This is a genomic window from Paenimyroides tangerinum, assembly GCF_003865405.1.
Lineage (GTDB): Bacteria > Bacteroidota > Bacteroidia > Flavobacteriales > Flavobacteriaceae > Flavobacterium > Flavobacterium tangerinum.
The window spans coordinates 35,978-61,518 of sequence record NZ_RQVQ01000009.1 but is presented as its reverse complement, the minus strand read 5'-3'; the positions used below and the strand labels follow the sequence as shown (position 1 = coordinate 61,518).

Sequence of the window (25,541 nt, the reverse complement as noted above, 5' to 3'; positions counted from 1 at the left end):
TAATAAAAATGAAAAAATCAATCGCATTATTGGCTTTATCAACTATTTTCATGGTAAGCTGTAAAGATAAAGTTGTAGATACAGTTGAAACTGATGGCACAGATTCTCCACAAATTGAAAACGTAACTCAACAAGATACTACTTCTACAGAACTTACTCCTACAGAAGCAGAAGGTTACGAAACCGCTACTGGTGATGAACTAAAATAATTTAAAAAAACATAATTTTTAAGCCTCCATTTTTTGGTGGCTTTTTTTTTATACATTTGTATATATAAAATTGTTATTAATAATTCAAAAACATAAGAAAATGAAAAAAACATTCGCTTTATTAGCCTTATCTACTATTTTCTTGGTAGGATGTAAAGACAAAGTTGTAGAAACAATCGACTCTAACGGAAAAGATTCTTTAGCAATAGAAAACACTTCTAATGAAGTTACTGGAGTTATGGAGAAAGCTTCTTTTGAAATTGAAGGAATGTCTTGTGCTGTTGGATGCGCTAAAGTTATCGAAGGTAAATTAGCAAAATTAAACGGTGTAAAATCTGCTGTAGTTGACTACGATACAAAGAAAGCTACTGTTGAATTTGACAATGCGCAACAATCTATTGAAAGTATCGAACAAACGGTTGAAAAAATCGGTGACGGATTATATCAAGTTGAAAACATGCATTCTTCATTAGAAACTGCTATGAACTTCCAAGAACCTAAGAAAGAGAAAAAAGGTTGTTGTTCAAAATCTGGAAAATCTTGTGATAAAGACAAGAAAAAAGAAACAAAATCTGAAAAGAAAGAGGAGAAATCTGAAAAGAAATCTAATCTTTTATAAGAATTCAAACCAAACAAAAAGCTCCCAATTTTCATTGAGAGCTTTTTCATTTTTTATCCTAAGAACGGATATCTATAATCTTTTGCTGGTACAAATGTTTCTTTAATAGTACGTGGAGAAACCCAACGCAATAAATTCAACACTGAACCTGCTTTATCATTAGTTCCAGAACCTCTAGCTCCACCAAATGGTTGTTGTCCTACAACTGCTCCTGTTGGTTTATCGTTGATATAGAAGTTACCAGCAGCATTTTCTAAAGCTTTTGTAGCAATCTCAATTACATAACGATCTTGAGAGAAAATAGCCCCTGTTAAAGCGTAATTAGAAGTTTCATCAACTAATTTTAATGATTCTTCCCATTTCGCATCTTCATAAACATAAACTGTTAATACCGGACCGAATAATTCGCGTTCCATTGTATCGTATTTAGGGTTTGAAGTCAAAATAACCGTTGGCTCAATAAACCATCCTTTTGATTTATCATATCCACCTCCAACAACAATTTCTGCTTCGCTTGAAGCTTTTGCTGCATCGATAGCTTTTGCCAATTTATCAAAAGAACCTTCTGTAATTACTGAAGAAATATAATTAGACATATCTTCTGGTGAACCCATTTTGAATGATTTCACATCTTCTATTACAAAATTTTTCACTTCTTCCCATAACGAAGCTGGAATATAAGCACGAGAAGCTGCCGAACATTTTTGACCTTGATATTCGAACGCTCCACGAGATAAAGCTGTTGCTACCTCTTTTGCATCTGAAGATGGATGTGCCCAAACGAAATCTTTTCCACCTGTTTCTCCAACGATTCTTGGATATGTTTTGTATTTAGAAATGTTTTTCCCGATAGTTCCCCAGAAATCATTGAAAACACCTGTTGAACCTGTAAAGTGAATTCCCGCAAAATTTTCGTTATCTAAAATAGTATCTGTAATCATTCCTGAATCTCCATAAACGACATTGATAACTCCGTCTGGTAAACCAGCTTTTTTGAAAACTTCTACAATTACTTGAGCAGAATAAATTTGAGTTGCAGCAGGTTTCCAAACCACAACATTACCCATCATCGCTACACAAGAAGGTAAGTTTCCAGAAATAGCAGTAAAGTTAAATGGTGTAATCGCATAAACAAATCCTTCTAATGGACGGTGCTCTACTCTATTCCAAATTCCTTCTGATGAAGCTGGTTGTTGTGCATAAACTTGCGTCATATACTCAACATTATATCTTAAGAAATCAATGAACTCACAAGCTGCATCAATTTCTGCTTGATGAACGGTTTTTGCTTGTGCAATCATAGTCGCAGCATTGATTTTAGCACGGTAAGGCCCAGCTAATAATTCAGCAGCTTTTAAGAAAATTGAAGCCCTGTGCTCCCAAGCCATTGCTGACCATTTTTTACGAGCTTCAAGTGCTGTTACAATAGCTTTTTCAACTAAAGCTTTATCAGCGGTATGATAAACACCTAAATGATGTTGATGATCAAACGGTGGAAATAAGTTTTTTGTATTTCCTGTTCTGATTTCTTCACCTCCAATATAAAGAGGAATATCAACTGTTGAATTATATAATTCAGCAAATGCTTTTTTCACTTCTTCTCTTTCAGGAGTTCCTGGCGCGTATGATTTTACAACTTCGTTGTACGCTTTTGGAACATTAAAAATTCCTTTAGGCATAATTAAATTTTTTTGATTTAGTTTAGTTTGATTAATTTATTGCGAATGGCGCACTCAACTTAAATGTTGGAATGACCACCTTAAATCTTTTTGTTGTAGAGAAATTAATCATGTTATAATATCCTTTCATACTTCCGAAAGGTGATGTCAACAAACATCCAGAACTATAACTGTGTTTTTCTCCAGGTTTAATAATTGGTTTTCTTCCTAAAACACCTTCTCCATCAACCAATTCTAATCCGTTTAATGCATCTTTTATTTCCCAATGACGCGAATCTAATTGAACATAATCTTTACCTTGATTCTCTATGGTAATTTCATAACTAAAAGCAAACTGAATTTTATGGTTCTTAAAATAAGTACCTTCAAAACTCGTTTTTACAGTTATCTTAATGCCTTTGGTAATTTGAGAAATCATAATTAAAATCAATTGATATTCAAAGTTAAGAAATATAAGTGGTAATAAATTGTTAATTTGTTATATTTAGACTCTTTGCTGCTCCAAATCCGATTACACGATCAGAACGGTCAATGATTCCTCTATAATAGACAATTACTTGATAATCATTTTCTGTTTGATAAAAGTTTCCATCAATCGAATCCTGAAAATCTATTTTTTTAGTTTTTGAATCTACTAAACTAAACAAATAACTCGTAAATCCTTGTTTTAATAAAATAGCTTTTTTATAAGCTTTTTCGGAAGCATCATATTCTAATTTATTTCTATCTGTCAATAAATAGTTATCAACCATTCCAACAACATAAACATCTTTTCCAACATATTCTTCAGTTGGTAAATTGAAATAAACCCAAGCATAATCAGCTTCTGTCGCTGCATCATTTCTAAATTTATTTCGAGGCAAGAAAGTTCCGTTTAAATCTTCGTAATAAGAATATTGTCTTAAACCTCGAGGCGGAAGCGGATATAAATAAGAATTATAAATGTCCGTAGAAGTTATTTTTGCAATATTATTATTAACTTGAGTTATATTACTATTATCGAAATATAAAAATTCATTTCCTCCAAAAAACTGTGTTTCTGTATCATAATTATAAATAAACTGACTTCCGATTGTATATTGTGGTGGTACATTTGTTATCGAAGTATCAAAACGCCCATTTTGCATAATAGCAATTTTGAAATTTTCTTTCGGATTATTGTAAGCCTCAGCGTTATAATCAATCGTAATGGCAACATTTTGTTTCGAATCTATAGTCGCATTATTTCTTGTACGATTAATCGTAACTCCAACACCAACTTCTTCTTGATAAACAATCACTTTACGAGAAAACATAATATCTCCATCATCATCTAAAACTTCAATAATATAATTTCCACTAATTAAAAAACGGGTATTACTATTAGGTAATGTCAATTTATAATGTGTAAAACTTTGAAGTGTGTTAAATGAATTCTGAAAATTTAAAATTTGCATATCATTAAAACCTCCCAAGTATTCTGTTATCTGTAAATTTGAAGGTGTCCAATCTGCATTACAATGCTTTATTTTATAAAAATAATTGGAACTCTGAGCCATCAAATCATCAAATTCAATATTGAAATAATCTCCCAAACGAAACATTGGATACACAGATTCTGCTCCAGTATTGATAGAAACGGATTTTATATAATATGGTGGTGCAACTTCATTTACTTTTTGAGCAAACATTTGAAAACTCAAAATCATAAAAAGTAGTACTATTTTTTTTCGAAACATGGGATTTAATTTAGATTTCTAAAGATATGAATATTCATTTAAATTTAAAAACAAATAAAAAAAATCCTGAAAAACAGGATTTTACTTATAACAAACAGGAATAATTTCACCTGGTGCTAAACAATATTTTTCAATTAAATTGGCTGACAATTTTTTGGTATAATCAACCTCATCTACTTTAAAACCAATAGCTCTTAATTTATCGAAATAATCTCGCCCATAAACTCGAACGTGATCATACTGTCCGAAAATCCTTGCTCTTTCGGCTTTATCAACAATAGAATTATCCTCGAAAGTGAATTCTCGATTTAAATCTTGAGGTATTTGAAAAATCCCAATTCCTCCAGGTTTTAAAATACGATATAACTCTTGCATCGCTTTTTTATCATCTGGAATATGTTCTAAAACGTGATTACATAAAATAAAATCGAATGAATTATCCTCGAAAGGCAAATTACAAATATCTGCTTTTACATCGGCCAAAGGCGACTCTAAATCAGTAGTTGTATACTGTAAATTCTTTTGTTTCTTAAATCGTTTATAAAAAGCTTGTTCAGGTGCAAAATGCAAAACTTTCAATTCTTTAGTAAAAAAATCAGTTTCGTTTTGAAGATATAACCACAATAAACGATGTCTTTCTAATGAAAGTGTACTTGGCGAAAGCACATTATTACGTTGATGACCGTATCCATAAGGAAGAAAAGTCCGAAACGATTTACCATCAATCGGATCGGTAAAACGATTTCCTTTTAAAAACAAAGCTAAAACAGGACGAACCACATAACTCAACCGAATTAAAATCGGTCGAGGTATGCTGTTCAAAACTATCTTAAATAATTTCTTCATAAAAAATTAAAGAACTAAAGGTACTTGTCTGAAAGCGTCTTCCTCGTTACTTACAATTCCTAATTCTTTATAAATATAATAGAATGTAGATAAAATTTCTGGTTTACCATCAATTAAAGCCACATCGTGTTCAAAGTGTGCAGAAGGTTTTCCATCGCGAGTAGCAATTGTCCAACCGTCTTTTAATTGTTTGATATTTTTTGTTCCCATGTTTACCATAGGTTCAATTGCAACCACCATTCCGTCAACGAATTTTTTTCCTCGTCCTTTTTTACCATAATTAGGCATTTCTGGTGCTTCGTGCATTTTTTTACCAATTCCATGTCCAACTAATTCACGAACTACACCGTAATCATGAGATTCTGCATATTTCTGAATAGCATGACCAACATCCTCTACTCTATTTCCTAATCTAAATTCGTTGATACCAACATATAAAGATTCTTTAGTAACTTGAAGTAATTTTTTGGTTTCAGGTGCAACATTTCCAACCTCGAAAGTATAACAATGATCTCCGTAATATTCATGAACAATTGTACCTAAATCACAAGAAACCACATCACCATCTTCTAACGGTCGATTAGTAGGCAATCCGTGTACAATTTGATCATTTACACTTGTCAATAATGTTGCTGGACATCCGTATAATCCCAAAAAACCAGGAACTCCGCCGTTATCTCTAATATATTGTTCTGCTAATTTATCTAAATGTAAGGTTGTAACTCCAGGTTTAATTTCTTTAGCTAACATTCCTAAGGTTTTGGAAACCAACAAAGCTGCTTCACGCATCAATTCGATTTCTTCGCGTGTTTTAATTATAATCATGATTTTGATTTTTCAGATTACAAAAGTACACATTTTTAAAACGATGAAAAAAAAATAGCTGTAAAACATAAATTAATAAAACAAAAAAACTTTTTATTTCGAATCTATTGTATTAAAATCATAAGAAAGCCGATACTGCGCCCCCAATCATAAAAGCAAAAATTAAGGTGATTACAAAATACACACTAAATAATATTAAACCTAACAACACTAAATAAAAGATTAACAACCCTTTATTAACATCTTGTCTAATAAGACTTGAACTAATTAACAATGATAACGCTATAGACATTCCAATAAACACTCCCCCAATAATACCTCCTATTCCGCCAAATAAAAACATCATAGCACCAAAAATAACAAAAGGTAAAAACGACAAGACTTTTTCAACGCCTGTAAGTTCTCGTTCCAATTGTATTTTCTGATCCTGAATATGAACGGTAATTGGTACAAATCCATTTCCTTTGATTGTTAACATTTCAAATCCGTTAGGATTATTAATTCTAAATGAAATCCCTTTAAAACCCGATCCTGATTTTGGTAACAATATGCCATTGTGATATAATTTAACTCCATTAAAATAAAAAGGGCTGGAAAGAACTGAGAAATCACCTTCAATTCCTTCTAATTTAAAATTTAACGTTCTTGTAAAATTCATGATTCATTTTTTTTAATTTTTCTAAATAGATTTCATTGTAAAAAACGTTATATTATAGATAACACTTTAAATCAAAAAATACTTTATTTTCTTCTATAACTAAAATATTAACATTTTCAAATACAAAATAAGTGTAAATTTATTAATTTATTTTAAATATAAACAATATATTAATATCAAAAGCGTTTATTTTCAAATTAAAACTTAACTTTCAAAAAAAATTAAAAACACTAATGAAGAAAAATAATTTAAAATGAAATAAGTATCATAAAAAACAACTTATTAACAGTACTTTTGTAAAGACAACATAAAACTCAACTAAGCATTACATGAAAATAACTACCGCCGAAGAAGCTGTTAAACATATAAAATCAAACGATCGTATTTACATTCACGCAGCTGCAGCAACACCAACAATATTAACAAACGCACTAACAGAAAGAGCAGATGAACTTAGGAATGTAGAAATTTGTCACATCCATACAGAAGGAGAAGCGAAATATGCTGCAATTCAACATAAAGATAGTTTTCATGTGAATTCATTTTTCATTGGTGCAAATGTTCGTCATACAATTGCTGCTGGTAATGGTTCTTATACTCCTGTTTTTTTAAGTGAAGTTCCGTTATTGTTTTCGAAAGGAATTTTGAAATTAGATGCTGTTTTTATTCAGGTTTCACCACCAGATGCTCATGGTTATTGTTCTTTAGGAGTTTCTGTTGAAGCTACAAAATCTGCTGTTAAAAACGCAAATTTAGTAATTGCCCAAATCAATAAATTTATGCCTAGAACTTTTGGTGATGCAAGCATTCATAGTTCTGAAATTGATTTTGCTGTTGAGCATCATATTCCTTTACATGAATCGATTGCTGATACTATCAATGAAACAGAAAATAAGATTGGGGATTTTGTAGCGGGATTAATCGAAGACAGCAGTTGCTTACAAATGGGAATTGGCTCTATTCCTAATGCGGTATTATCTAAATTGAAAAATCATAAAAACTTAGGCATTCATACAGAAATGTTTTCTGATGGAGTGATTGATTTAGTTGAATCTGGAGTTATCACAGGCAAGCACAAAGGTTTACTTAAGGATCGAATTTTAGCAACTTTTCTTACTGGCTCACAACGTCTTTTTGATTTTGTAAATGACAATCCGTTCTTGGTTATGAAAGAATCTTCTTATGTAAACGATACAGCAAATATTCGAAAAAACGACCGAATGATAGCAATAAATTCTGCAATTGAAGTAGATTTAACTGGTCAAGTTTGCGCTGATTCTTTTGGTTCAAAAATGTATTCGGGAGTTGGTGGACAAATGGATTTTATTAGAGGTGCTTCATTAAGTAAAGAAGGAAAAGCTATTATTGCACTTCCGTCTATCACTGCAAAGGGAGTGAACAAAATTGTTCCAATGTTAAACCAAGGTGCAGGTGTTGTAACAACACGCGCTCATGTTCAATACATTGTTACCGAATATGGAATTGCTAACTTATATGGAAAAACTTTAAAACAACGCGCAAAAGCATTAATCGATATTGCTCATCCAAATTTCAGAGAACAAATAGAAAAAGAATATTATATATTAACTAGATAAAAAATAAGCACTTCAAATTGAAGTGCTTATTTTTTTATTATTTATTGATTAATCAATAATCATTTAAATTTAGTTTTTGATAAATTTAGAAGTCGCGCTTCCTTCATTTGACTCTATTTCAATCAAATAAACACCCGAAGCTAAACCTGAAACATCAATAGCTTCTAATTGTTTACCTGAATTTAAAACTTTACCAGTCATATCAATAATTCTTACTTCTTTTACATCTAATTCATTGATTGAAGTAATATTTAAAACATCAACTACTGGATTTGGATAAATAGCAAAATTCTCTTTGAAGAATTCTGCTGATGATGCAGTTGTATTTTCTATTAAATCAATTACGATTTTAGCTGCAGGATTAACCATTACAAAAGAAGTTGGATTTACAAATCCACATCCTTCAGTTAAAATGTAACCAGGTTGTGTTTGAGTAGCAACAACTCCCATAAAATGTAAACTTCCATTCCCTCCGTTAGCTACATCAGTACTAAGATTACTAACTTCTGCTACAATTATTTCACCAGCAACAACAGAAACAGGATTTGTAAAGTTAACAACAACCAAAGATTCGTTTTGTGCAGCAGTTAATGTCGCTGTTGCTGTAGCCAATTGCGTCAATCCTGTTGGATATGAACCTGGAAAAGCGGTAGCACTTCTATGTAATTTAACTGTTATAGGAAAATTTCCTGTTACAGCTCCAGCACCAACTCTAATAGAATTAATATTCATATTAGAAGTAATCGTATAAGCTCTAAAATAACTACTAGCTGAAATACCTGTATAGTTCGGTGATGTTCCAATCGCACAAGCAACAGCAGAATCAGTAGGTGCTAAATTATTTGTTTGCGTCAAAATATTTTGCGCATATAAATTACTAAGCCCGAAAAGACCTAAAGTAATTAAGAAAGGTAGTTTTTTCATCATACTAAATATTTTTTAAAATTTAAAAATAATTATTTTTATCTAAATTAATAAAAAAAACAATACTTCTTCAATATAACAGAAATAAAATTCAACAATAATAATTAAACCAAAGTTTTTCTTGTCATTACTTCAGGCTTTACAATTCCCATTAAATGTAAAATTGTTGGAGCAATATCTCCTAAAACTCCATCTGGTTTCACTTCTTTTATTTCTTTATCAACAACGATTAGCGGAACTGGATTTGTTGTATGTGCTGTATTTGGTGATCCATCTGGATTAAACATTGTTTCGCAATTTCCGTGATCTGCTAAAATCAAAACAGTATAATCTTTTTCAACAGCTTTTTCTACAAGTTGTTTTACGCAACGATCAACAGTTTCACAGGCAATAATTGCAGCTTCCATACTTCCTGTATGACCAACCATATCTCCATTCGCAAAATTTAAACAAACGAAATCAACCTCAGCTTTATCTAATTCTGGAAGTAACGCATTTGTTAAATCAAAAGCGCTCATTTCTGGTTGTAAATCATAGGTAGCAACTTTAGGCGAAGGGCAAAGAATTCTACTTTCTCCTTTAAATGGCTCTTCTCTACCTCCTGAGAAAAAGAAAGTGACATGAGGATATTTTTCAGTTTCCGCCATTCGAATTTGAGTTTTGCCAGCTTTAGAAATCACTTCTCCTAATGTTTCTGTAATATTATCTTTATCATACATTACATGAACATTTTGATAATTATCATCGTAATTGGTCATGGTAACGTAATATAAATTCAATTTTTCCATTCCGAATTCCATCAAATCTTGTTGAGATAAAACTTCAGTTAATTGTCTTCCTCGGTCTGTTCTAAAATTAAAGAAAATTACCACATCATCATTTTCTATTGTAGCTACAGACTTATTGTTTTCATCAACCATTAAAATCGGCTCAATAAATTCGTCTGTAATATTATTCAGATAAGAATCTGCGATGCTCAAAACTGCATTCTGAGACGGCATTCCAATTCCTTTAACCAACAAATCATAAGATTTTTTTACACGTTCCCAACGCTTGTCACGATCCATCGCATAATAACGTCCAATAACAGAAGCTAATTTTCCAGTTGAATTTTCCATATATTTAACTAAAGCATCAATATGATTAACTCCAGATTTTGGATCAACATCGCGTCCATCTGTAAATGCGTGTACAAAAACATTTTCTAGTTTTGCATTTTTAGCAGCATCTAACAATCCAAACAAATGGTTGATGTGTGAATGAACTCCTCCGTCTGAAACTAATCCTAAAAAATGAACTTTTTTATTATTAGCTTTAGCATAGTTAAAAGCTTTTATTAACTCTGGATTCAATGCTATACTTTTATCTTGAACTGCTAAATTAATTTTAGCTAAATCTTGATAAACAATCCTTCCTGCTCCTAAGTTCATGTGTCCAACTTCAGAATTACCCATTTGACCTTCTGGAAGTCCAACGTTTAAACCATCTGTACGCAATAATGTATTTGGATACTTTGGATACAAAGAATCAATAAAAGGTGTTTGAGCTTGATCAACCGCAGAGATTTTAGGATCTGGAGATTTTCCCCATCCATCTAAAATCATTAAAATTACTTTTTTGTTCATAATGTTGTGTTATTTCGCCCAAATTTACTGATAGTTTAAAACTTTTAAACACTTTTAATTAAAAAAAAAACTTCTTGATTTTTGTTAAAAAACTATAAAAATTCAACCTAACTAAATTTTCTAAAAAAATAATTTACTATATTTACCTTTTGCAAACAACATATACACAATAAATTAGCGTGAGAAAAATGAAATTATTACCTATTTTCTTGTTTGGAGCTCTTATTTTAACTCCATTAAACATGAAATCATCAAATGATTATTTAGACGGAAATGGCGGCGGAAAGAAAAAGGTAGTAACAAACAAAACAACACCTAAAAAGAATACGCCCAAAAAAACGAGTAAAGAAATTGCAGCAGTAACAAAAAAAGAATTCAAAATCGAAGGAGTAAACAAAGCTATTTTATCTAAATATTTTGATTTAGAAGAAAAAAACTTTGAAAAACCTCAATTGCAAAGTTTTGAATCTGCTTTTAAAGGTTATTTCAAATTAAAATCTGAAGGAAAAATAAACAAAGAAATTTTGACCATCATTGATTTTACCCAATCTTCTACAGAAAAAAGAATGTGGGTTATTGACATGAAAAAAAATGAAATTATTTTCCAAACGGTCGTTTCACACGGAAGAAACAGCGGAAAAGAATTTGCTAATGATTTTTCGAACACACCAGAAACCTTTAAAAGCAGCTTAGGATTTTACAAAACCGCTGAAACTTATATGGGAGCAAATGGTTTGTCATTACGTCTTGATGGCTTAGAAACTGGCATCAATGATAATGCTAGAAGTCGTGCTATTGTTATTCATGGTGCTGATTATGCAGATGAAAATCTTGGTCAAAGACAAGGTTATCTTGGTAGAAGTTTAGGATGCCCTGCTTTACCATTAAAAAATCACAAAGAAATTATTGAATTTATTAAAGAAGAAAGTTGTTTATTTATTTATCACGACGGAAGTAATGATTATTTAAATAAATCGAAATTACTTAATTAATCTTTTGTATAAATTATCATCTAGTAAGTAAATGTCATTTCTAAATTGAACACCTTGGTCATCTTTCCAAGCCGTCCAATATAGCTGATGTACATTTACTTTCTTTTTTAATGGAATTATTTTCGTTTTTTCATGTGCGACTAGAGTATCTAATTTTGCACGATCATAATCACTTTCTTCAATTTCTAGAATTCGCATTGCTAAATCGAACGGATCTTTTACCCGAACACAACCTGAACTTAAATCTCTTTTCTTTTGAGTAAATGCAGATCGATTGTTTGTATCATGTAAATAAACGCTATGTGCATTTGGAAAATCAAATTTAATCAAACCTAAAGCATTACTAGTTCCTGGTTTTTGAACATATCTATAACTTTTATATTGTAACGGATTCCAATTACTTGGATCTATAACTTTTCCTTTTTTATCATAAATTGTCATTCTATGACTAGAGAAATATCCACGATTAGCAGAAGCACGTGGAACTAAATCATTTTTCAAAATTGTCGGAGGAACCGTCCAAGTTGGATTGATAACCAAATTGCTAAAAGTAGAAGACAAAACTGGAGTTCGTCTGTCATTTTTTCCAATAATTACATCATGTGTTTCTAAGAGATTTCCATTTTCATACAGAAATAGTTTACATTCCGGAAGATTGACCAAAACATAATTTTCGCCTAAATCTTTATAGAACCATCTAGCGCGCTCTAAATTTACACGCAATTGTTCCATTCTTTTTTCTTTCGAAATATTTAAAGCGGCTAATGTTTCTTCAGTAACATTTCCAGAAGGATAAATACCATGACGCTTTTGAAATTTTTTTAATCCATCTTTAAATTCTTCATTTGAATCATTATCGAAATCAGAAAAATTTGCATCTGAATAGTAATTTAATTTCTTTTTAATCTTTGCGACATCAGAAGAATGTAGATTTAACAAAGTATCTTTAGGTAAGTTTTCGTATGATGAAATAGCTTCTTTAATTCCATTATAATAGGTATTATTTGGAATATGTTCGTTAAAAGTTAGTTCTACTTTTTCTTCACTTAAAGCCGTTAAAAGTAATTGATTAAAATCGAGCTGTCTTTGAGGCGCAACCCAATCAGAATAATATTTATTTGGATTAACTTTCCCATGAACCGTTTGCTTTAGTAAACTAAAAAACGCATCAGTAAAAGCTAAATCTAAATCAACTTTTTCATATTTATTTAAAGAATCAAAATACATATTACCAAAAAATAAATAAGAAATATCTAATTTTTTTATATTGATTCCTTCCTTCTCTAAATTCAAAATTTGATTTAGAAAATCTGTTCGGTTTTTAACGTTCGTCCAAACGGTAAAATATTTATTTTCTTTATAAAATTTTTTAACGAGTAAACTCTTTGTAAATAGTATGTCTTTATTAATTAAAATAGATTCAGGTAATCGATATTGTTTAATTTCATCTTTATTATCTTTGAAAGATTCAATCCAATCACAACTATATAACAACAAAGAAACACTTAAAATTAAATATATCTTTTTCATTTCTTTTTTTCTATAACAAAAATAGTCTTTTTAAAGTAATTTATACATTTGTTTAAAAAACGTTAAATCTGTATTTTCTGAATGTGGTTCTCTTGCCCTAAAACCACTTCTCTCAAAAAAGGCTATCTCGGAAATTTTAACATCGCACCAAATTAAATCAACCTCATTATATCTTAAAAAAGCTTCCGAATGCATTAATAAATCCCATTCAATTTGTTTTATATTTTGCTTCTGAATCACAATCATTTTACGGAGTTGATAAACTGATTTATAGGAACAATTTTCTGTTTTATTTTTACAAAAACTACAAGCGCCTATTAAAGAATTTCCTTTAAAAATACCAAAATGAAACCCATGCTCATTTTCATTTATATGTATGGAAGAAACATAACTATTATTTCGCGAAATTTCACCTTCTAATAAATCTGTTTCTTTACTATTGATTTGCTTTACTTCAAACATCTTTTGTTATAATTTATCACGAATTAAAAAAATAATCAATCTTTAAAAAAAGAATAACAACCAATGCAATATAATAAAAAAAAAGTTAATTTTAACAATTATTAATCAATTTTAAATACAAAATAAAATCAAAAACACAACACAAACACAACTTAAAAGAATTCATAAATAAACAATCTTCTTTTTAATTCTGACTAAAACAACCTAACTTTATAGCTAATAAACAACACTACAAAATGAAGAAAATAGTTTTATTAGGTTCTGGAGAACTTGGAAAAGAATTTGTAATTGCAGCACAACGCTTAGGTCAATATGTGATAGCTGTAGATAGTTACGAAAACGCACCGGCTATGCAAGTTGCTCAGGAGTTTGAAGTAATAAATATGCTAGACGGTAATGCACTTGATAAAATCATTGCAAAACACAATCCAGATTTTATTGTTCCAGAAATCGAAGCCATTAGAACAGAACGTTTTTATGATTACGAAAAACAAGGCATAAAGGTTGTTCCATCTGCAAAGGCAGCTAACTTCACAATGAACAGAAAAGCTATTCGTGATTTGGCCGCTAAAGATTTGGGATTAAAAACAGCTAATTATCGTTACGCTACAACTGCAGAAGAATTGCAAAAAGCGGTTGCTGAAGTTGGAATTCCTTGCGTTGTAAAACCATTAATGTCATCTTCAGGAAAAGGACAATCTACTATTAAAACCGAAGAAGATATTGAAAAAGCTTGGAAATATGCGGTTGAAGGTTCACGTGGTGATGTTATCGAAGTAATTGTAGAAGCTTTTGTAAATTTCAATTCAGAAATCACTTTATTAACGGTAACTCAAAACAGTGCACCAACCTTATTTTGTCCACCAATTGGTCACCGTCAAGAACGTGGTGATTATCAAGAAAGTTGGCAACCTGCTCACATTTCACCTTCTCAATTAAAAGAAGCTCAAGAAATGGCTGCAAAAGTAACTGAAGCTTTAGGAGGAGCTGGATTATTCGGAGTTGAATTTTTCTTAGCAAACGACGGAGTTTATTTTTCTGAATTATCACCTCGTCCTCACGATACAGGAATGGTAACTTTAGCAAACACACAAAACTTTAATGAATTTGAACTACATTTAAGAGCTATTTTAAGTTTACCGATTGAAGAAATTACCCTAGAAAGAAATGGAGCAAGCGCTGTAATTTTAGCATCGGAAAATAGTGAAAAACCAACATTTTCAGGAATTGAATTAGTTGCCGGAAAATCAAAAACTGATTTACGTTTATTCGGAAAACCAACTTCAAGACCTTACCGCAGAATGGGAGTTGTTTTAAGTTATGATTCAACAGAAACTCCAATTGAAGAAATTGTTGAAAAAGCAAAAGCAACAGCTCAACTAATTAAAGTTAACGCTTAATCAAAAATTATGGATAATCTTTTATTACAAAACATTGCAAAACACATTGAACTAACTCAAGAAGAACAACAAATTGTTTTATCTAAGTTTGAAACCGCATCATACAAAACAAAAACAATTTTACTTGAACAAGGAGAAAATGGTAGTTGTACTTATTTTGTTAATAAAGGAATCATTAGAAACTATACGGTTGACGATAACGGAGCAGAACACATCATTTCATTTGCCAGCCCAGGTTGGTGGATTGCGGATATGTATAGTTTTCTGGCAGGTAAACCAAGTCATTCTTTTATTGAAGTTATTGACGATGCTGAAGTGATGATTATAACTAGAGAAAATCAGGATTTACTATACGAATCTGTACCAAAATTAGAACGTTATTTTAGAATCTTAATAGAAAATTCGTTAATTGCAAATCAACAGCGATTAATTGATAAACTTTCATTAACTGCTGAAGAACGTTATGAAAATTTTCAAAAAAAATATCCAGATGTAAAAAATTGTTTACCACAAAAACATATTGCATCTTATATTGGAGTAACGCCCGAATTTTTCAGTAAGATGAAAAGTAAATTATTAAAAAAGAAATAAACTAAATCACCTAGCTTTAAATGAGTTAGGTGATTTTTTTTTGACATTACTTCTTAATTTAGATTAAGTGAATTTGAGCATAACTATCGTAACTTTGATATATCAAAAATCAAGAAAATGAAAAATTATATTTTACATAAAGCAAATACACGTGGTGAAGCAAATCACGGTTGGTTACATTCGTTTCATACTTTTAGTTTTGCAGGTTACAGAAATGATGAGCGCAATAATTTTGGTAATTTACGTGTTTTAAACGACGATACGGTCGCAGCCGGAATGGGTTTTGGTGCGCATCCACACGATAATATGGAAATTATATCAATTCCACTCTCTGGCGATTTAGCTCACAAAGATAGCATTGGTTCGCAAGAAATCATCAAAGAAGGCGACATTCAAGTGATGAGTGCTGGAACCGGAATTACGCATAGCGAATACAATGCAAATAAAGACAAAGAAGTAAAGTTCTTACAAATCTGGGTTTTTCCTAATAAATTCGAGGTAGAACCAAGATATGACCAAATGACTTTTCCTGATGTTAGAAATGAATTGGTTCAAATCATTTCTCCAAATCAAGATGACGCTGGACTTTGGATTCATCAAGATGCTTGGTTTCATTTAGGTAAAGTTGATTCTGGCTTTGAAACGAATTATGAAATGAAAAATCCAGAAAACGGTTTATACATTTTCATCATCGAAGGAGATGTTACTATTGATGAACATGTTTTAAACAAACGTGATGCTATTGGAATTACAAATGCTGAATCTGTTTCAATCAAAGCAAATTCAAATGCAGAAATTCTTTTAATGGAAGTTCCAATGCAAATCAAATATTAAAAAACAATAAACATTTTATATCAACAAAAGCGCAATCTAGAATCGGATGCGCTTTTGTACTTTAAATTTTGTATTTTTACTTTTTAAACTCTTTGATAATGAATAAAAAAACATTTTTAATTTTAACTACCGTGGTTGGAATGGCAGTAACTTCTTGTAAAAAAGAAAATACAGTTGCTACTTCAGGTCACGACAACCCGTTAATTGCGAATTGGGAAACACCATATCAAACACCTCCTTTCGAATTAATTAAAAACGAACATTTTGAACCTGCAATCCTTGAAGGAATCAAAGAACAGCAAAAAGAAATCGATGCTATCGTAAATAGTAAAGAACCGGCTACTTTCGAAAATACAATCGTAGCTTTAGATAATTCAGGTGGTTTATTAAGTAAAGTTGCCTCAGTATTTTACAATTTAAGTAGTACAGACACAAACGACACACTTCAAAAAATTGCTCAAGATTTAGCTCCAAAAATGTCTGAACATTCAGATAATATCAATTTGAATGAAGCTCTTTTTAAACGTGTTAAAAAAGTTTATGACGATTATAGCATTGGAGGAAATGAAAAAACACCGCTTACAACAGAACAAAAAATGTTGTTAGATAATACCTACAAACGTTTTGTTCGTAGTGGAGCTAATTTATCTGCAACTGATAAAGATAAATTAAGAAAACTTAACAGTGAACTTTCGTTGCTTAATTTAAAATATGGCGATAATTTATTGGCAGAAACAAATGCTTATGAATTAGTTATCGATAAAAAAGAAGATTTAGCAGGTTTACCAGCAGAAATCATAGAAGCTGCAGCCGTTGAAGCAAAGGCAAAAGGTAAAGAAGGAAAATGGGTTTTCACTTTAAGTAATTCAAGTGTAATGCCATTTTTACAATATTCAAGTAATCGTGATTTAAGACAAACGCTTTGGAATGCTTATCAAAAACGCGGGAATAACGACAATCAATATGACAACAAAGAAGTTGTAAAGCAGATTGCAAATCTTCGTATGGAAAAAGCACAACTTTTAGGATACAAAAATCACGCAGCTTATGTGTTAGAAGAAAGTATGGCAAAAAATCCAGAAAATGTAAATGCTTTATTAAACAAACTTTGGCTACCTGCTTTAGAAAAAGCAAAAGTTGAATCGTCAGATATCGCAGCAATGATGCGTAAAGAAGGAATTCAAGAAAATGTAACTCCTGCAGATTGGCGTTATTATTCTGAGAAAATTCGCAAAGAACGCTTTGATTTAGACGAGCAAGAAATGAAACCTTATTTCAGTATTGACCAAGTTCGTGATGGAGTTTTCCAAGTTACTGAAAACTTATTCGGTTTGAAATTTAAAGAAGTTACAAATCTTCCAAAATATCACAACGAAGTAACCACTTGGGAAGTCACAGAACAAGATGGTACTTTAATCGGTATTTTATATATGGATATGTTCCCAAGAGTTTCTAAACGTGGAGGTGCTTGGATGACATCATTCCGTGACCAAGAAATGGTTGATGGAAAACGTCGGATTCCAGTAATTTCGATTGTTTGTAATTTCACGAAACCAACAGCAGATGCACCAGCTTTATTAACGTTTGATGAAGTTACAACCTATTTCCACGAATTTGGGCACGCGTTACACGGATTGCTTTCAAACGTAAATTATAAAAGCTTAGCCGGAACAAATGTTTCTAGAGATTTTGTTGAATTGCCATCTCAAATTATGGAAAACTGGGCTGCTGAACCAGAAGTTTTAAAAATGTTCGCAAAGCATTACAAAACTGGCGAAGTAATTCCGGATGAGTTAATTGAAAAAATGACAAAAGCAGGAACTTTTGACCAAGGTTTTGCTACAACAGAGTATTTAGCAGCTTCGTTATTAGATATGCAATATCACACGATTGACAAACCGATTACAACGGATGTAAATACATTTGAATTAAACGGAATGAAAAACATTGGCTTAATCGAAGCGATTATTCCTCGCTACGGAAGTACGTATTTTAGTCATATTTTCTCAGGCGGATATTCAGCAGGATATTACAGCTACATTTGGAGTGAAGTTTTAGATTCAGATGCGTTCGATGCATTTAAATCAACAACTTTATTCAACCCAGAAAAGGCAAAACTTTTTAGAGTAAATATTTTAGAAAAAGGTGGAACTGAAGACCCAGCTGTTTTATACAGAAATTTCAGAGGTGCAGAACCTAAAATAGAACCGCTTTTAAACAAACGTGGTTTAAACTAAAAATATTAATCCCAATCAGAGTTTTTTTGATTGGGATTTTTTCATCTCTTTAATAAATAAATTAACACCTTGTTTATATTACCAATTTTTGGTAACTTTATTTCATTCAAATTTTAAAAGAAATGGGAAGAAATACATCAGTTTCATTAGGTGATTACTTTGAAGACTTTGTTGACAACAAGGTGAATCAAGGAAGATATAAAAATGCTAGCGAAGTTATTAGAGCTGGTTTGCGTTTATTAGAAGATGAAGAAAATAAAATTCAGTTTTTAAAAAATGCTCTTCAAGAGGGAATTGACAGTGGAATTGATCAAGACTTTGATGCAGAAACGCATTTAAAAAACATTAAATCGAAACTAAAAAACAATGGGTAAGTTTTATTTATCTAAAAAAGCTGTTGAAGATTTGACCGAAATTTACGAATATACTTTCGAAAACTGGTCAGAAAAACAAGCCGATAAATATTATACTAAATTAATATCAATTTTTAATTTACTAGCTAAGAATCCTGAAATCGGAAGAATATATCACGAAATAAATTCCTTTATTTTAGGATTCCCATTGAACAATCATATTGTTTTTTATCGAAATTTAAATCCTAATCAAATAGAAATTCTGAGAATTTTAGGAGCAGAAACGGATATAAAAAATAGATTCAAATAAAAAAAAGCACTTCTAAAGAAGTGCTTTTTTACTAAATATTTTTAAGGTTAATAACCTCTTGCTCTGTTAAGAATCGGTATTGTCCACGAGTAACTCCCCATTTGGTTAATCCTGCAAACATTACACGATCTTGTTTCAAAACGTTGTATCCTAAACTTTCAAAAACTGCACGAACAATTTTCACGTTCGATGATTTCAGTTTAATACCAACTTCACTTTTTGGTTCGTTTTCAACGTAGTTTACATCTTCAACCCAAACTTTATGTTCTTTGATATAAACTCCTTTCTGAATTTTTTCTAAATCTTCAAATTTCAAGTTTTTATCTAAACTCACTTGGTATAATTTAGACGAACGTTGCGCATCGTTAGTAAACTTCTGAATCATTTCGTTATCATTTGTATATAATAACAAACCGATTGTGTTTTTATCCATACGCCCAATTGGCTTCAATAAATATTTCGATGCATTACGAACTAAATCATAAGCACTAGAAACATTATCATCTTCAGATGTAGAAAATCCTTTTGGTTTGTTTAATAAAACATAAACTTTCTTTTCTGGATTTAATGTAATTCCATCAAAAACCACTTTATCAGTTGGTTTCACCTGATGTCCCATTTCTGTAACTACTTGTCCGTTTACCGTTACATTTCCTGATTGGATGTATAAATCGGCATCACGACGAGAGCAAACACCCGAATTAGCAATGTATTTATTTAAACGAATATCATCTGAAACTTTTTTAAGCACAGCCTTTTTAGGTTGTTCTGGTGTTTCTTGATTTCCTTTTACGAAAGGTTTACGGTCTGATTTATATGGAGAACTTCCGCTAAAAACATTTTTTGAAGCAAAAGGTTTCTTTTCTGAAGTTTTTTTCTTTGAAGCTGTTTTTCTTGGCGGACCAGATGGTTTTTTCTTATCGTTTCCACCTCTGGTACTTTTACCTCTTCCTGTATTCATTATAAATTATTTTTGCAAAGATAGTTATTTAAATTTCAATATACTAAAACAAAAAATCAGATTAAAAAAGAATCTCTCAATTATTTTGATTAATTTCATCATCAAATTAAACGAAACATAGAAAAATAACTTTTTTAGTCATTGTCTGAATGAAAATAAATTAAAATGAAAAAAATATTAAATCTAATTTTAGTTCAAGGAATTATCAGTTTAATTTCTGGAATCTTACTTTCTAAAATGTCTTTAGTCGGTAAAATTGGAATTAGCGTGGTTTACACAGAATATACGATTCTGAAAACGTGGTGGAAAGCTGCTCTTCTTGTCTTTTTTATCCAATTGATTTTAATTGCAGTTTTATATGTTACAAAACGCTTTATGATTTACAAAACCTTTGTGATTGTGAATTTGGTGATTGTGATTTTAGGACTTCTTGGTTTGTTTTTTACCTATATCGATTTTACAACTACTTCACATAAATATATGAACAGTAAATTTCATACTGGAGGTTATTTAGTTTGGTTTGGATGGTTTATAAACTGTATTTATTTTTTTATTTTTAGTGTAAAACCAAAACCTATCGAAAGTACAAATACTACTTTAAATCAAGGGTTGAATTAATTGTTTTCCGTGAAGAATTACTTTCGGGTCAATTAAAACAATAGATAAAATCCCTAAAATCAATAATAATTTCAAGCTTACGTGCAATGCATTGTAAGCTTTTTTTGTCTTTGATTGCCACAATTGAAATATAAAAATCATCAACATAACTAAACTAAAATAGAAATAATAAGCCATATATCCGATTTCAAAATAATGAATCAAAATCACAGCAGGAACAATGGTTAATATCGTAAGAAAAGTGATGATGCGTTTTGCAGTTTTAATTCCAAAACGAACAGGAATGGTTTGATAATTATTTGCAAAATCTCCTGAAAGATTTTCTAAATCTTTAACCATTTCACGAATCAGAATAATCAAATAAAGAAAAGCAGCGTGAACAAAAATACCGAAACTTAAGTTTTTAAAATACATTAATATTTCAAAAAAAGGCAAAACCACCAATAACGAAGCTGTTAAGTTTCCGATGATTGGAAACTTCTTTAGTTTATGTGAATAAAACCAAATCAAGAAAATATAAACTGAAATAAAAACAGCAGCGCGCCAAGAAACAATAAACGCCAATCCGGCACTTAAAAAGTTTAGTGCAAAATAGATTCTGAATTGTGTGGCTTTACTTACAAATCGGTCTATGTTGTATTTATTCGGTCGGTTGATTAAATCTTTTTCGGAATCGTAGAAATTATTAATGATATAACCTGAAGCAATTGCAAAAGAAGAACTTAGAATAATCAAAAAAAGATGAAAATTAAGCACAACATCCAAAGCTCGCAAATGCGAACCAAAGATAAAAATCGAAGCTAAATATTGAGCTAAAACTACAACAGCAACGTTATACCCTCGAACAACCGAAAATATACTGAATAATTTCTTTAAAATTATTTTCTGTTTTCGAGAAAGCATAATTTGTGTTTAAATTCCGATAAAAGGAACGTTCTTTAGAATTTGTAAACCAATTCTAATTTATAATCTTTTAAAGCTTCTTTTGCCTTTTCAAAATCTGGAGCGAATCCTAAAATGTAACCACCACCACCAGAACCGCAAAGTTTTAAGTAGTAATCGTTAGATTCGATTCCTTGTTGCCAAACTCCGTGGAATTTCTCAGGAATCATCGGTTTAAAATGACTTAAAGCAATTTTAGAAAGTTCTTTTGTATTACCAAAAAGTGTTTTAAAATCTCCTTTTAAGAAGTTTTCAACAGCTGCATCGGTATATTTAGTAAACTGCGATTTCATCATACTTCTGAAACCTTCATTCTTTAAATTATCCATAAAGATACTTACCATCGGAGCGGTTTCTCCAACCATTTCAGAATCGATTAAGAACACACCTCCTATTCCTTCTTCTTTTTGAGATGGAATTCCGGTTGGTTCTACATTATCTTTTGAATTAATTAAAATTGGTAAGCTTAAATAACTATTTAACGGGTCTAAACCTGAAGACGTTCCGTGGAAGAACGATTCCATTTTTCCGAAAATAGCTTTTAATTGAAGTAATTTTTCACGAGTTAAGTTCTCTAATACTGTAACTTTTTTATTCGCGTATTGGTCGTAAATAGCAGCAACTAAAGCTCCACTACTTCCCACTCCATATCCTTGCGGAATACTTGAATCGAAATACATTCCGTTTTCAATATCGCGTTCTAAAGCTTGCATATCAAAAGATACTAATTCAGGATTTTCTGCTTGCATTTGTTTTAAATGCGTAGCAAAAGCACGTAAACTTTCGTTTGATTTTACAGCTTCTTCTGTTGGTTCTGCTGTAATTTTTAATGCACCATTGTAATAATTATACGGTATCGAAAGCCCTTTTGAGTCTTTGATAATTCCGTATTCTCCAAATAGAAGAATTTTTGAGTAAAATAATGGTCCTTTCATAATTAGTTTTTTTTCAATCCGTGTTGCTACAAATTTAAGGAAAAAATGTATTCGTTCAACAATTGAAATTACACAACTTTAAACCTTGAACTTTAAACTTAAATTTACTTATGAATACCATAAACACAATGTCTGCAACCGTTCTTGCAACATCTTCCTTTTAAGAAATGATACATTTCGGTAAATACAAAAAATCCGTTTTCCATATAAAAATGTAAACCTTCCACCATTTCTGATTGACGTTTCGGGAATTTATTTTCCATCGAAAACTTCATCATCTCATCAAATTTCTTCAAACAATCGTTACATAAACAATCATGCTCTGTTTTTTCGTATAAAAAAGCAACGGTTTCATCTAACAATTCAACTTTTTGGCAATCGCAATTTTGAATATCATCTGGTTTACAATCCAACGTTTTATGACAATGTGTACAATTCTCTTTCATATTATTGAGTTAAATCTTCAACACCATTTCCAACAAAATCATTGATGTATTGGTTGTTTTGACAATATTGAGAAAGTTCGTTAGCAATAAAATCTAGCACTTGAGTTTTTACACTTTCAGGATATAAAACGTGTACATTCGCACCAGCATCTAAAGTAAAACAAACGGGAACTTGCGTTTCGTTTCTGAACTTCCAAATGGCATTAATAATTTCTAACGTATTAGGTTTCATTAAAATAAAATACGGCATTGAAGTCATCATCATTGCGTGTAACGTCAAGGCTTCACTTTCTACGATTTTAATGAATTCCGTTAAATCACCAGAAGCAAAAATAGCTTTCAACTTAGCGATATTTTCATGCGCTTGTGCGAAACGTTGCTCTGCAAACGGATGACCAAACATCAATTCGTGACCAACGGTACTTGAAACTTGCTTTTCACCTTTATCAACCAACAAAATAGAATCTTGGTAGTTTTTAAAATTTGGATGTACTTCGTAATCAAATTCAATTCCGTAAGCATCAGAACTATTTGCAATACTTTCGGTTTTTCCCCAAACTACCATTTCACCTTTAATGCTACGACAAGCACTTCCTGAACCTAAACGAGCTAAGAAAGATGCTTTTTGTAAGAAATAATTTTCATCTTTATCTGAAACTAATTCTTTTTCTAAAGCGATGATATTTGCAGAAATAGCCGCCATTCCAGAAGCAGAAGATGCAATACCAGAACTATGCGGAAATGTATTTTGAGTATCTATGGTAAAATGATAATCTTCAATGTATGGACAATAAGGTAAAATACGCTCGAAATATTTTTGAATTTTCGGACGGAATGATTCTTTTGGTTGTCCTTCAAACAATAAATCAAAACTGATTCCTTTGGTTTCTTTCGCTGTAAAAGTTAACGAAGTAATGGTTTTACAATTGCTTAAGGTAAAACTCAACGAAGGATTTGCCGGAATTTGATTGTCTTTTTTTCCCCAGTATTTTACCAAAGCAATATTACTTGGCGCTGAGAAAGTAAATGTTTTTTTATGAGTTAATTTTCGATAATTCGAAGTGATAAAAAAATTAAAATCAACCATTTTTGGATTTGTATTGAAGTTTAAAAAGTATTAAGCAAATATAGATGTATTTTTTTAAAACAAGTTTCAATAAATAAACAGAAAACAGACATTAATAAAAATATTAATTCAATAGAATTTTCTAAATTAGAATACTAAAAAAACTATATTTGAAAACTAAAAAGAAAAATTAATGATAAAAAAAATATTTTTAGGCTTTAGCCTTTTGTTTTTAAGCGTGGCCTGCAACAAAGACGACGATACCAACATAAAACCAGAAGAGGAAGTTTTACCACCAGCAACACAAACAGGTATTGTAATGCTAGCTTGTAAAGTAAACGGTGTACCCTATATATGCAAAGGTTATGATCAAGTAGTTTCGTATTACCAATGGGTAAATGGAGGGTATGGGTTTGTGATTGCAGGTCTAAAAGAAACCAATTTAACTTGGAGTGTAGAATTAGGAAATAGAGGACATGCACCTATGCAAACAGGTACTCATTCACTCAACGGTACTAATCCTGGATATTTTGGAGGGGGATATATAATTGGTGGCCCTGATAATTATTTAGAAGGCTCAGTAACCAACTCTACTTACACCGGAGAAATGACTATTACGAAATTTGATTTAACGAACGAAATTGTTTCGGGTACGTTTTGGTTTGATATTCAAAACCCTTGGACGGGCGAAAAAATAGAAGTTCGCGAAGGGCGTTTTGACACCCATTTTTCACAGTAAATTAATTTTTAAACAACCATATTATGAAAAAAAAAATATTTTTAAGCTTGAGCCTTTTGTTTTTAGTTATTGCTTGTAACAAAGACGACGATACAAACATAAAACCAGAAGATATTGTTTTACCAGAGGCTACCCAAACAGGTGCTGTAATGCTAGCCTGTAAAGTAAACGGTGTACCTTACATCTGTAAAGGATATAACCAAGTAACCTCTTATTACCAATGGGTAGATGGTGGTTATGGGTTTGTAATTAGAGGATTAAAGAAAACTGATTTTGTTTGGAGTATAGATTTAGGAAACCTTGGAAATGCTCCAATTTCTGAAAGAACCTATACGTTAAACGGAAGTGATCCAGGTTACTGGGGAGGAGGATTTTTTAAAATACCTGATTATATTACAGAAGGCGTAACAACTACCTCAACTTACAC

General features: G+C 31.1%; 27 protein-coding genes and 1 pseudogene. 13 read left to right on the top strand and 15 right to left on the bottom strand.

The window, feature by feature from the left end:
- Positions 1-8 precede the first annotated feature (8 nt).
- Together EG240_RS05390 and EG240_RS05385 are read left to right on the top strand one after the other, a co-directional pair.
- Positions 9-209, top strand: coding sequence for a hypothetical protein (locus EG240_RS05390; protein WP_125018227.1), 201 nt, complete (start codon positions 9-11; stop codon positions 207-209).
- A 100-nt stretch (positions 210-309) separates the two neighbouring features.
- Entirely contained in the window at positions 310-828 is a 519-nt protein-coding gene (locus EG240_RS05385; RefSeq protein WP_125018225.1) for a heavy-metal-associated domain-containing protein, read from the top strand.
- 53 nt (positions 829-881) lie between these two features.
- Here EG240_RS05385 and pruA read toward each other — a convergent pair whose 3' ends face one another.
- The 6 genes from pruA to EG240_RS05355 form a co-directional block, all read right to left on the bottom strand.
- Complete coding sequence (pruA, locus tag EG240_RS05380; RefSeq protein ID WP_125018223.1) at positions 882-2,507, bottom strand: L-glutamate gamma-semialdehyde dehydrogenase; 1,626 nt, start codon at positions 2,505-2,507, stop codon at positions 882-884.
- Between the two features lie 31 nt (positions 2,508-2,538).
- Complete coding sequence (gene apaG / locus EG240_RS05375) at positions 2,539-2,925, bottom strand: Co2+/Mg2+ efflux protein ApaG (RefSeq protein ID WP_125018221.1); 387 nt, start codon at positions 2,923-2,925, stop codon at positions 2,539-2,541.
- Positions 2,926-2,977: 52 nt separating this feature from the next.
- Positions 2,978-4,225: a type IX secretion system plug protein gene (locus EG240_RS05370; RefSeq protein WP_125018219.1), complete on the bottom strand. Its 1,248-nt coding sequence runs from the start codon at positions 4,223-4,225 to the stop codon at positions 2,978-2,980.
- 81 nt (positions 4,226-4,306) lie between these two features.
- Positions 4,307-5,071 (bottom strand): class I SAM-dependent methyltransferase, encoded by a 765-nt coding sequence (locus EG240_RS05365; RefSeq protein WP_125018217.1) that lies wholly within the window; start codon positions 5,069-5,071, stop codon positions 4,307-4,309.
- Between the two features lie 6 nt (positions 5,072-5,077).
- Entirely contained in the window at positions 5,078-5,896 is an 819-nt protein-coding gene (gene map / locus EG240_RS05360; protein WP_125018215.1) for a type I methionyl aminopeptidase, read from the bottom strand.
- A 118-nt stretch (positions 5,897-6,014) separates the two neighbouring features.
- Entirely contained in the window at positions 6,015-6,554 is a 540-nt protein-coding gene (locus EG240_RS05355; protein ID WP_125018213.1) for a hypothetical protein, read from the bottom strand.
- Between the two features lie 329 nt (positions 6,555-6,883).
- Here EG240_RS05355 and EG240_RS05350 point away from each other — a divergent pair, with 329 nt between their 5' ends.
- The gene (locus tag EG240_RS05350) at positions 6,884-8,149 is read left to right on the top strand and encodes an acetyl-CoA hydrolase/transferase family protein (protein ID WP_125018211.1); all 1,266 of its coding nucleotides are present in this window, start codon (positions 6,884-6,886) and stop codon (positions 8,147-8,149) included.
- A gap of 69 nt (positions 8,150-8,218) precedes the next feature.
- Here EG240_RS05350 and EG240_RS05345 read toward each other — a convergent pair whose 3' ends face one another.
- Together EG240_RS05345 and gpmI are read right to left on the bottom strand one after the other, a co-directional pair.
- Positions 8,219-9,076 (bottom strand): T9SS type A sorting domain-containing protein, encoded by an 858-nt coding sequence (locus tag EG240_RS05345; protein WP_125018209.1) that lies wholly within the window; start codon positions 9,074-9,076, stop codon positions 8,219-8,221.
- A gap of 101 nt (positions 9,077-9,177) precedes the next feature.
- Entirely contained in the window at positions 9,178-10,698 is a 1,521-nt protein-coding gene (gene gpmI, locus EG240_RS05340) for a 2,3-bisphosphoglycerate-independent phosphoglycerate mutase (protein ID WP_125018207.1), read from the bottom strand.
- 188 nt (positions 10,699-10,886) lie between these two features.
- Here gpmI and EG240_RS05335 point away from each other — a divergent pair, with 188 nt between their 5' ends.
- Positions 10,887-11,690 (top strand): murein L,D-transpeptidase catalytic domain family protein, encoded by an 804-nt coding sequence (locus tag EG240_RS05335; protein ID WP_235830334.1) that lies wholly within the window; start codon positions 10,887-10,889, stop codon positions 11,688-11,690.
- Here the strand turns inward: EG240_RS05335 and EG240_RS05330 are convergent.
- The gene (locus EG240_RS05330; RefSeq protein ID WP_125018205.1) at positions 11,679-13,220 is read right to left on the bottom strand and encodes a L,D-transpeptidase family protein; all 1,542 of its coding nucleotides are present in this window, start codon (positions 13,218-13,220) and stop codon (positions 11,679-11,681) included. The genes EG240_RS05335 and EG240_RS05330 overlap by 12 nt on opposite strands.
- Positions 13,221-13,250: 30 nt before the next feature.
- Complete coding sequence (locus EG240_RS05325; RefSeq protein ID WP_125018203.1) at positions 13,251-13,682, bottom strand: GNAT family N-acetyltransferase; 432 nt, start codon at positions 13,680-13,682, stop codon at positions 13,251-13,253.
- Positions 13,683-13,894: 212 nt separating this feature from the next.
- Between EG240_RS05325 and purT the strand changes: the two genes are divergently transcribed.
- The 6 genes from purT to EG240_RS05295 all read left to right on the top strand — a co-directional run bounded on the left by purT (position 13,895) and on the right by EG240_RS05295 (position 19,407).
- The gene (gene purT, locus EG240_RS05320) at positions 13,895-15,082 is read left to right on the top strand and encodes a formate-dependent phosphoribosylglycinamide formyltransferase (protein ID WP_262674588.1); all 1,188 of its coding nucleotides are present in this window, start codon (positions 13,895-13,897) and stop codon (positions 15,080-15,082) included.
- A 9-nt stretch (positions 15,083-15,091) separates the two neighbouring features.
- Positions 15,092-15,673, top strand: a complete 582-nt coding sequence (locus tag EG240_RS05315) for a Crp/Fnr family transcriptional regulator (protein WP_125018199.1) — start codon at positions 15,092-15,094, stop codon at positions 15,671-15,673.
- Positions 15,674-15,790: 117 nt separating this feature from the next.
- Positions 15,791-16,507, top strand: coding sequence for a pirin family protein (locus EG240_RS05310; protein ID WP_125018197.1), 717 nt, complete (start codon positions 15,791-15,793; stop codon positions 16,505-16,507).
- Positions 16,508-16,605: 98 nt separating this feature from the next.
- Positions 16,606-18,744 carry a M3 family metallopeptidase gene (locus EG240_RS05305; RefSeq protein ID WP_125018196.1) on the top strand — a complete coding sequence of 713 codons (2,139 nt, stop codon included), beginning with the start codon at positions 16,606-16,608 and terminating at the stop codon, positions 18,742-18,744.
- Between the two features lie 122 nt (positions 18,745-18,866).
- Entirely contained in the window at positions 18,867-19,118 is a 252-nt protein-coding gene (locus EG240_RS05300; RefSeq protein WP_125018194.1) for a type II toxin-antitoxin system ParD family antitoxin, read from the top strand.
- On the top strand, positions 19,111-19,407 hold the full coding sequence (locus tag EG240_RS05295) for a type II toxin-antitoxin system RelE/ParE family toxin (RefSeq protein WP_125018192.1): 297 nt from the start codon (positions 19,111-19,113) through the stop codon (positions 19,405-19,407). Before EG240_RS05300 ends, EG240_RS05295 begins: the two co-directional genes overlap by 8 nt.
- A gap of 31 nt (positions 19,408-19,438) precedes the next feature.
- On the opposite strand, the gene EG240_RS05290 is transcribed toward EG240_RS05295, so the two are convergent.
- A complete protein-coding gene (locus EG240_RS05290; RefSeq protein WP_125018190.1) occupies positions 19,439-20,368 on the bottom strand; it encodes a pseudouridine synthase in 930 nt (309 codons plus the stop codon).
- Positions 20,369-20,533: 165 nt separating this feature from the next.
- Between EG240_RS05290 and EG240_RS05285 the strand changes: the two genes are divergently transcribed.
- A complete protein-coding gene (locus tag EG240_RS05285; RefSeq protein ID WP_125018188.1) occupies positions 20,534-20,986 on the top strand; it encodes a hypothetical protein in 453 nt (150 codons plus the stop codon).
- On the opposite strand, the gene EG240_RS05280 is transcribed toward EG240_RS05285, so the two are convergent.
- The 4 genes from EG240_RS05280 to EG240_RS05265 all read right to left on the bottom strand — a co-directional run bounded on the left by EG240_RS05280 (position 20,966) and on the right by EG240_RS05265 (position 24,396).
- Positions 20,966-21,889: a geranylgeranylglycerol-phosphate geranylgeranyltransferase gene (locus EG240_RS05280; protein ID WP_125018186.1), complete on the bottom strand. Its 924-nt coding sequence runs from the start codon at positions 21,887-21,889 to the stop codon at positions 20,966-20,968. The two genes, EG240_RS05285 and EG240_RS05280, sit on opposite strands and share 21 nt — an antisense overlap.
- A gap of 35 nt (positions 21,890-21,924) precedes the next feature.
- Positions 21,925-22,863, bottom strand: coding sequence for a mevalonate kinase family protein (locus tag EG240_RS05275; protein WP_125018184.1), 939 nt, complete (start codon positions 22,861-22,863; stop codon positions 21,925-21,927).
- 104 nt (positions 22,864-22,967) lie between these two features.
- Positions 22,968-23,309: a cysteine-rich CWC family protein gene (locus EG240_RS05270; RefSeq protein ID WP_125018182.1), complete on the bottom strand. Its 342-nt coding sequence runs from the start codon at positions 23,307-23,309 to the stop codon at positions 22,968-22,970.
- A 1-nt stretch (position 23,310) separates the two neighbouring features.
- The gene (locus EG240_RS05265; RefSeq protein ID WP_125018180.1) at positions 23,311-24,396 is read right to left on the bottom strand and encodes a diphosphomevalonate/mevalonate 3,5-bisphosphate decarboxylase family protein; all 1,086 of its coding nucleotides are present in this window, start codon (positions 24,394-24,396) and stop codon (positions 23,311-23,313) included.
- Positions 24,397-24,613: 217 nt separating this feature from the next.
- Here EG240_RS05265 and EG240_RS05260 point away from each other — a divergent pair, with 217 nt between their 5' ends.
- Positions 24,614-25,114 (top strand): hypothetical protein, encoded by a 501-nt coding sequence (locus EG240_RS05260; RefSeq protein WP_125018178.1) that lies wholly within the window; start codon positions 24,614-24,616, stop codon positions 25,112-25,114.
- 23 nt (positions 25,115-25,137) lie between these two features.
- Positions 25,138-25,541 (top strand): annotated as a pseudogene (locus EG240_RS05255) (hypothetical protein); the annotation flags it as partial.

Excerpts from the sequence above, each read along its gene's own strand:
- EG240_RS05390 (WP_125018227.1), top strand. The coding sequence starts at position 9 with ATGAAAAAATCAATCGCATTATTGGCTTTATCAACTATTTTCATGGTA.
- EG240_RS05385 (WP_125018225.1), top strand. The coding sequence starts at position 310 with ATGAAAAAAACATTCGCTTTATTAGCCTTATCTACTATTTTCTTGGTA.
- pruA (WP_125018223.1), bottom strand. The coding sequence starts at position 2,507 with ATGCCTAAAGGAATTTTTAATGTTCCAAAAGCGTACAACGAAGTTGTA.
- apaG (WP_125018221.1), bottom strand. The coding sequence starts at position 2,925 with ATGATTTCTCAAATTACCAAAGGCATTAAGATAACTGTAAAAACGAGT.
- EG240_RS05370 (WP_125018219.1), bottom strand. The coding sequence starts at position 4,225 with ATGTTTCGAAAAAAAATAGTACTACTTTTTATGATTTTGAGTTTTCAA.
- EG240_RS05365 (WP_125018217.1), bottom strand. The coding sequence starts at position 5,071 with ATGAAGAAATTATTTAAGATAGTTTTGAACAGCATACCTCGACCGATT.
- map (WP_125018215.1), bottom strand. The coding sequence starts at position 5,896 with ATGATTATAATTAAAACACGCGAAGAAATCGAATTGATGCGTGAAGCA.
- EG240_RS05355 (WP_125018213.1), bottom strand. The coding sequence starts at position 6,554 with ATGAATTTTACAAGAACGTTAAATTTTAAATTAGAAGGAATTGAAGGT.
- EG240_RS05350 (WP_125018211.1), top strand. The coding sequence starts at position 6,884 with ATGAAAATAACTACCGCCGAAGAAGCTGTTAAACATATAAAATCAAAC.
- EG240_RS05345 (WP_125018209.1), bottom strand. The coding sequence starts at position 9,076 with ATGATGAAAAAACTACCTTTCTTAATTACTTTAGGTCTTTTCGGGCTT.
- gpmI (WP_125018207.1), bottom strand. The coding sequence starts at position 10,698 with ATGAACAAAAAAGTAATTTTAATGATTTTAGATGGATGGGGAAAATCT.
- EG240_RS05335 (WP_235830334.1), top strand. The coding sequence starts at position 10,887 with ATGAAATTATTACCTATTTTCTTGTTTGGAGCTCTTATTTTAACTCCA.
- EG240_RS05330 (WP_125018205.1), bottom strand. The coding sequence starts at position 13,220 with ATGAAAAAGATATATTTAATTTTAAGTGTTTCTTTGTTGTTATATAGT.
- EG240_RS05325 (WP_125018203.1), bottom strand. The coding sequence starts at position 13,682 with ATGTTTGAAGTAAAGCAAATCAATAGTAAAGAAACAGATTTATTAGAA.
- EG240_RS05315 (WP_125018199.1), top strand. The coding sequence starts at position 15,092 with ATGGATAATCTTTTATTACAAAACATTGCAAAACACATTGAACTAACT.
- EG240_RS05310 (WP_125018197.1), top strand. The coding sequence starts at position 15,791 with ATGAAAAATTATATTTTACATAAAGCAAATACACGTGGTGAAGCAAAT.
- EG240_RS05305 (WP_125018196.1), top strand. The coding sequence starts at position 16,606 with ATGAATAAAAAAACATTTTTAATTTTAACTACCGTGGTTGGAATGGCA.
- EG240_RS05300 (WP_125018194.1), top strand. The coding sequence starts at position 18,867 with ATGGGAAGAAATACATCAGTTTCATTAGGTGATTACTTTGAAGACTTT.
- EG240_RS05295 (WP_125018192.1), top strand. The coding sequence starts at position 19,111 with ATGGGTAAGTTTTATTTATCTAAAAAAGCTGTTGAAGATTTGACCGAA.
- EG240_RS05290 (WP_125018190.1), bottom strand. The coding sequence starts at position 20,368 with ATGAATACAGGAAGAGGTAAAAGTACCAGAGGTGGAAACGATAAGAAA.
- EG240_RS05285 (WP_125018188.1), top strand. The coding sequence starts at position 20,534 with ATGAAAAAAATATTAAATCTAATTTTAGTTCAAGGAATTATCAGTTTA.
- EG240_RS05280 (WP_125018186.1), bottom strand. The coding sequence starts at position 21,889 with ATGCTTTCTCGAAAACAGAAAATAATTTTAAAGAAATTATTCAGTATA.
- EG240_RS05275 (WP_125018184.1), bottom strand. The coding sequence starts at position 22,863 with ATGAAAGGACCATTATTTTACTCAAAAATTCTTCTATTTGGAGAATAC.
- EG240_RS05270 (WP_125018182.1), bottom strand. The coding sequence starts at position 23,309 with ATGAAAGAGAATTGTACACATTGTCATAAAACGTTGGATTGTAAACCA.
- EG240_RS05265 (WP_125018180.1), bottom strand. The coding sequence starts at position 24,396 with ATGGTTGATTTTAATTTTTTTATCACTTCGAATTATCGAAAATTAACT.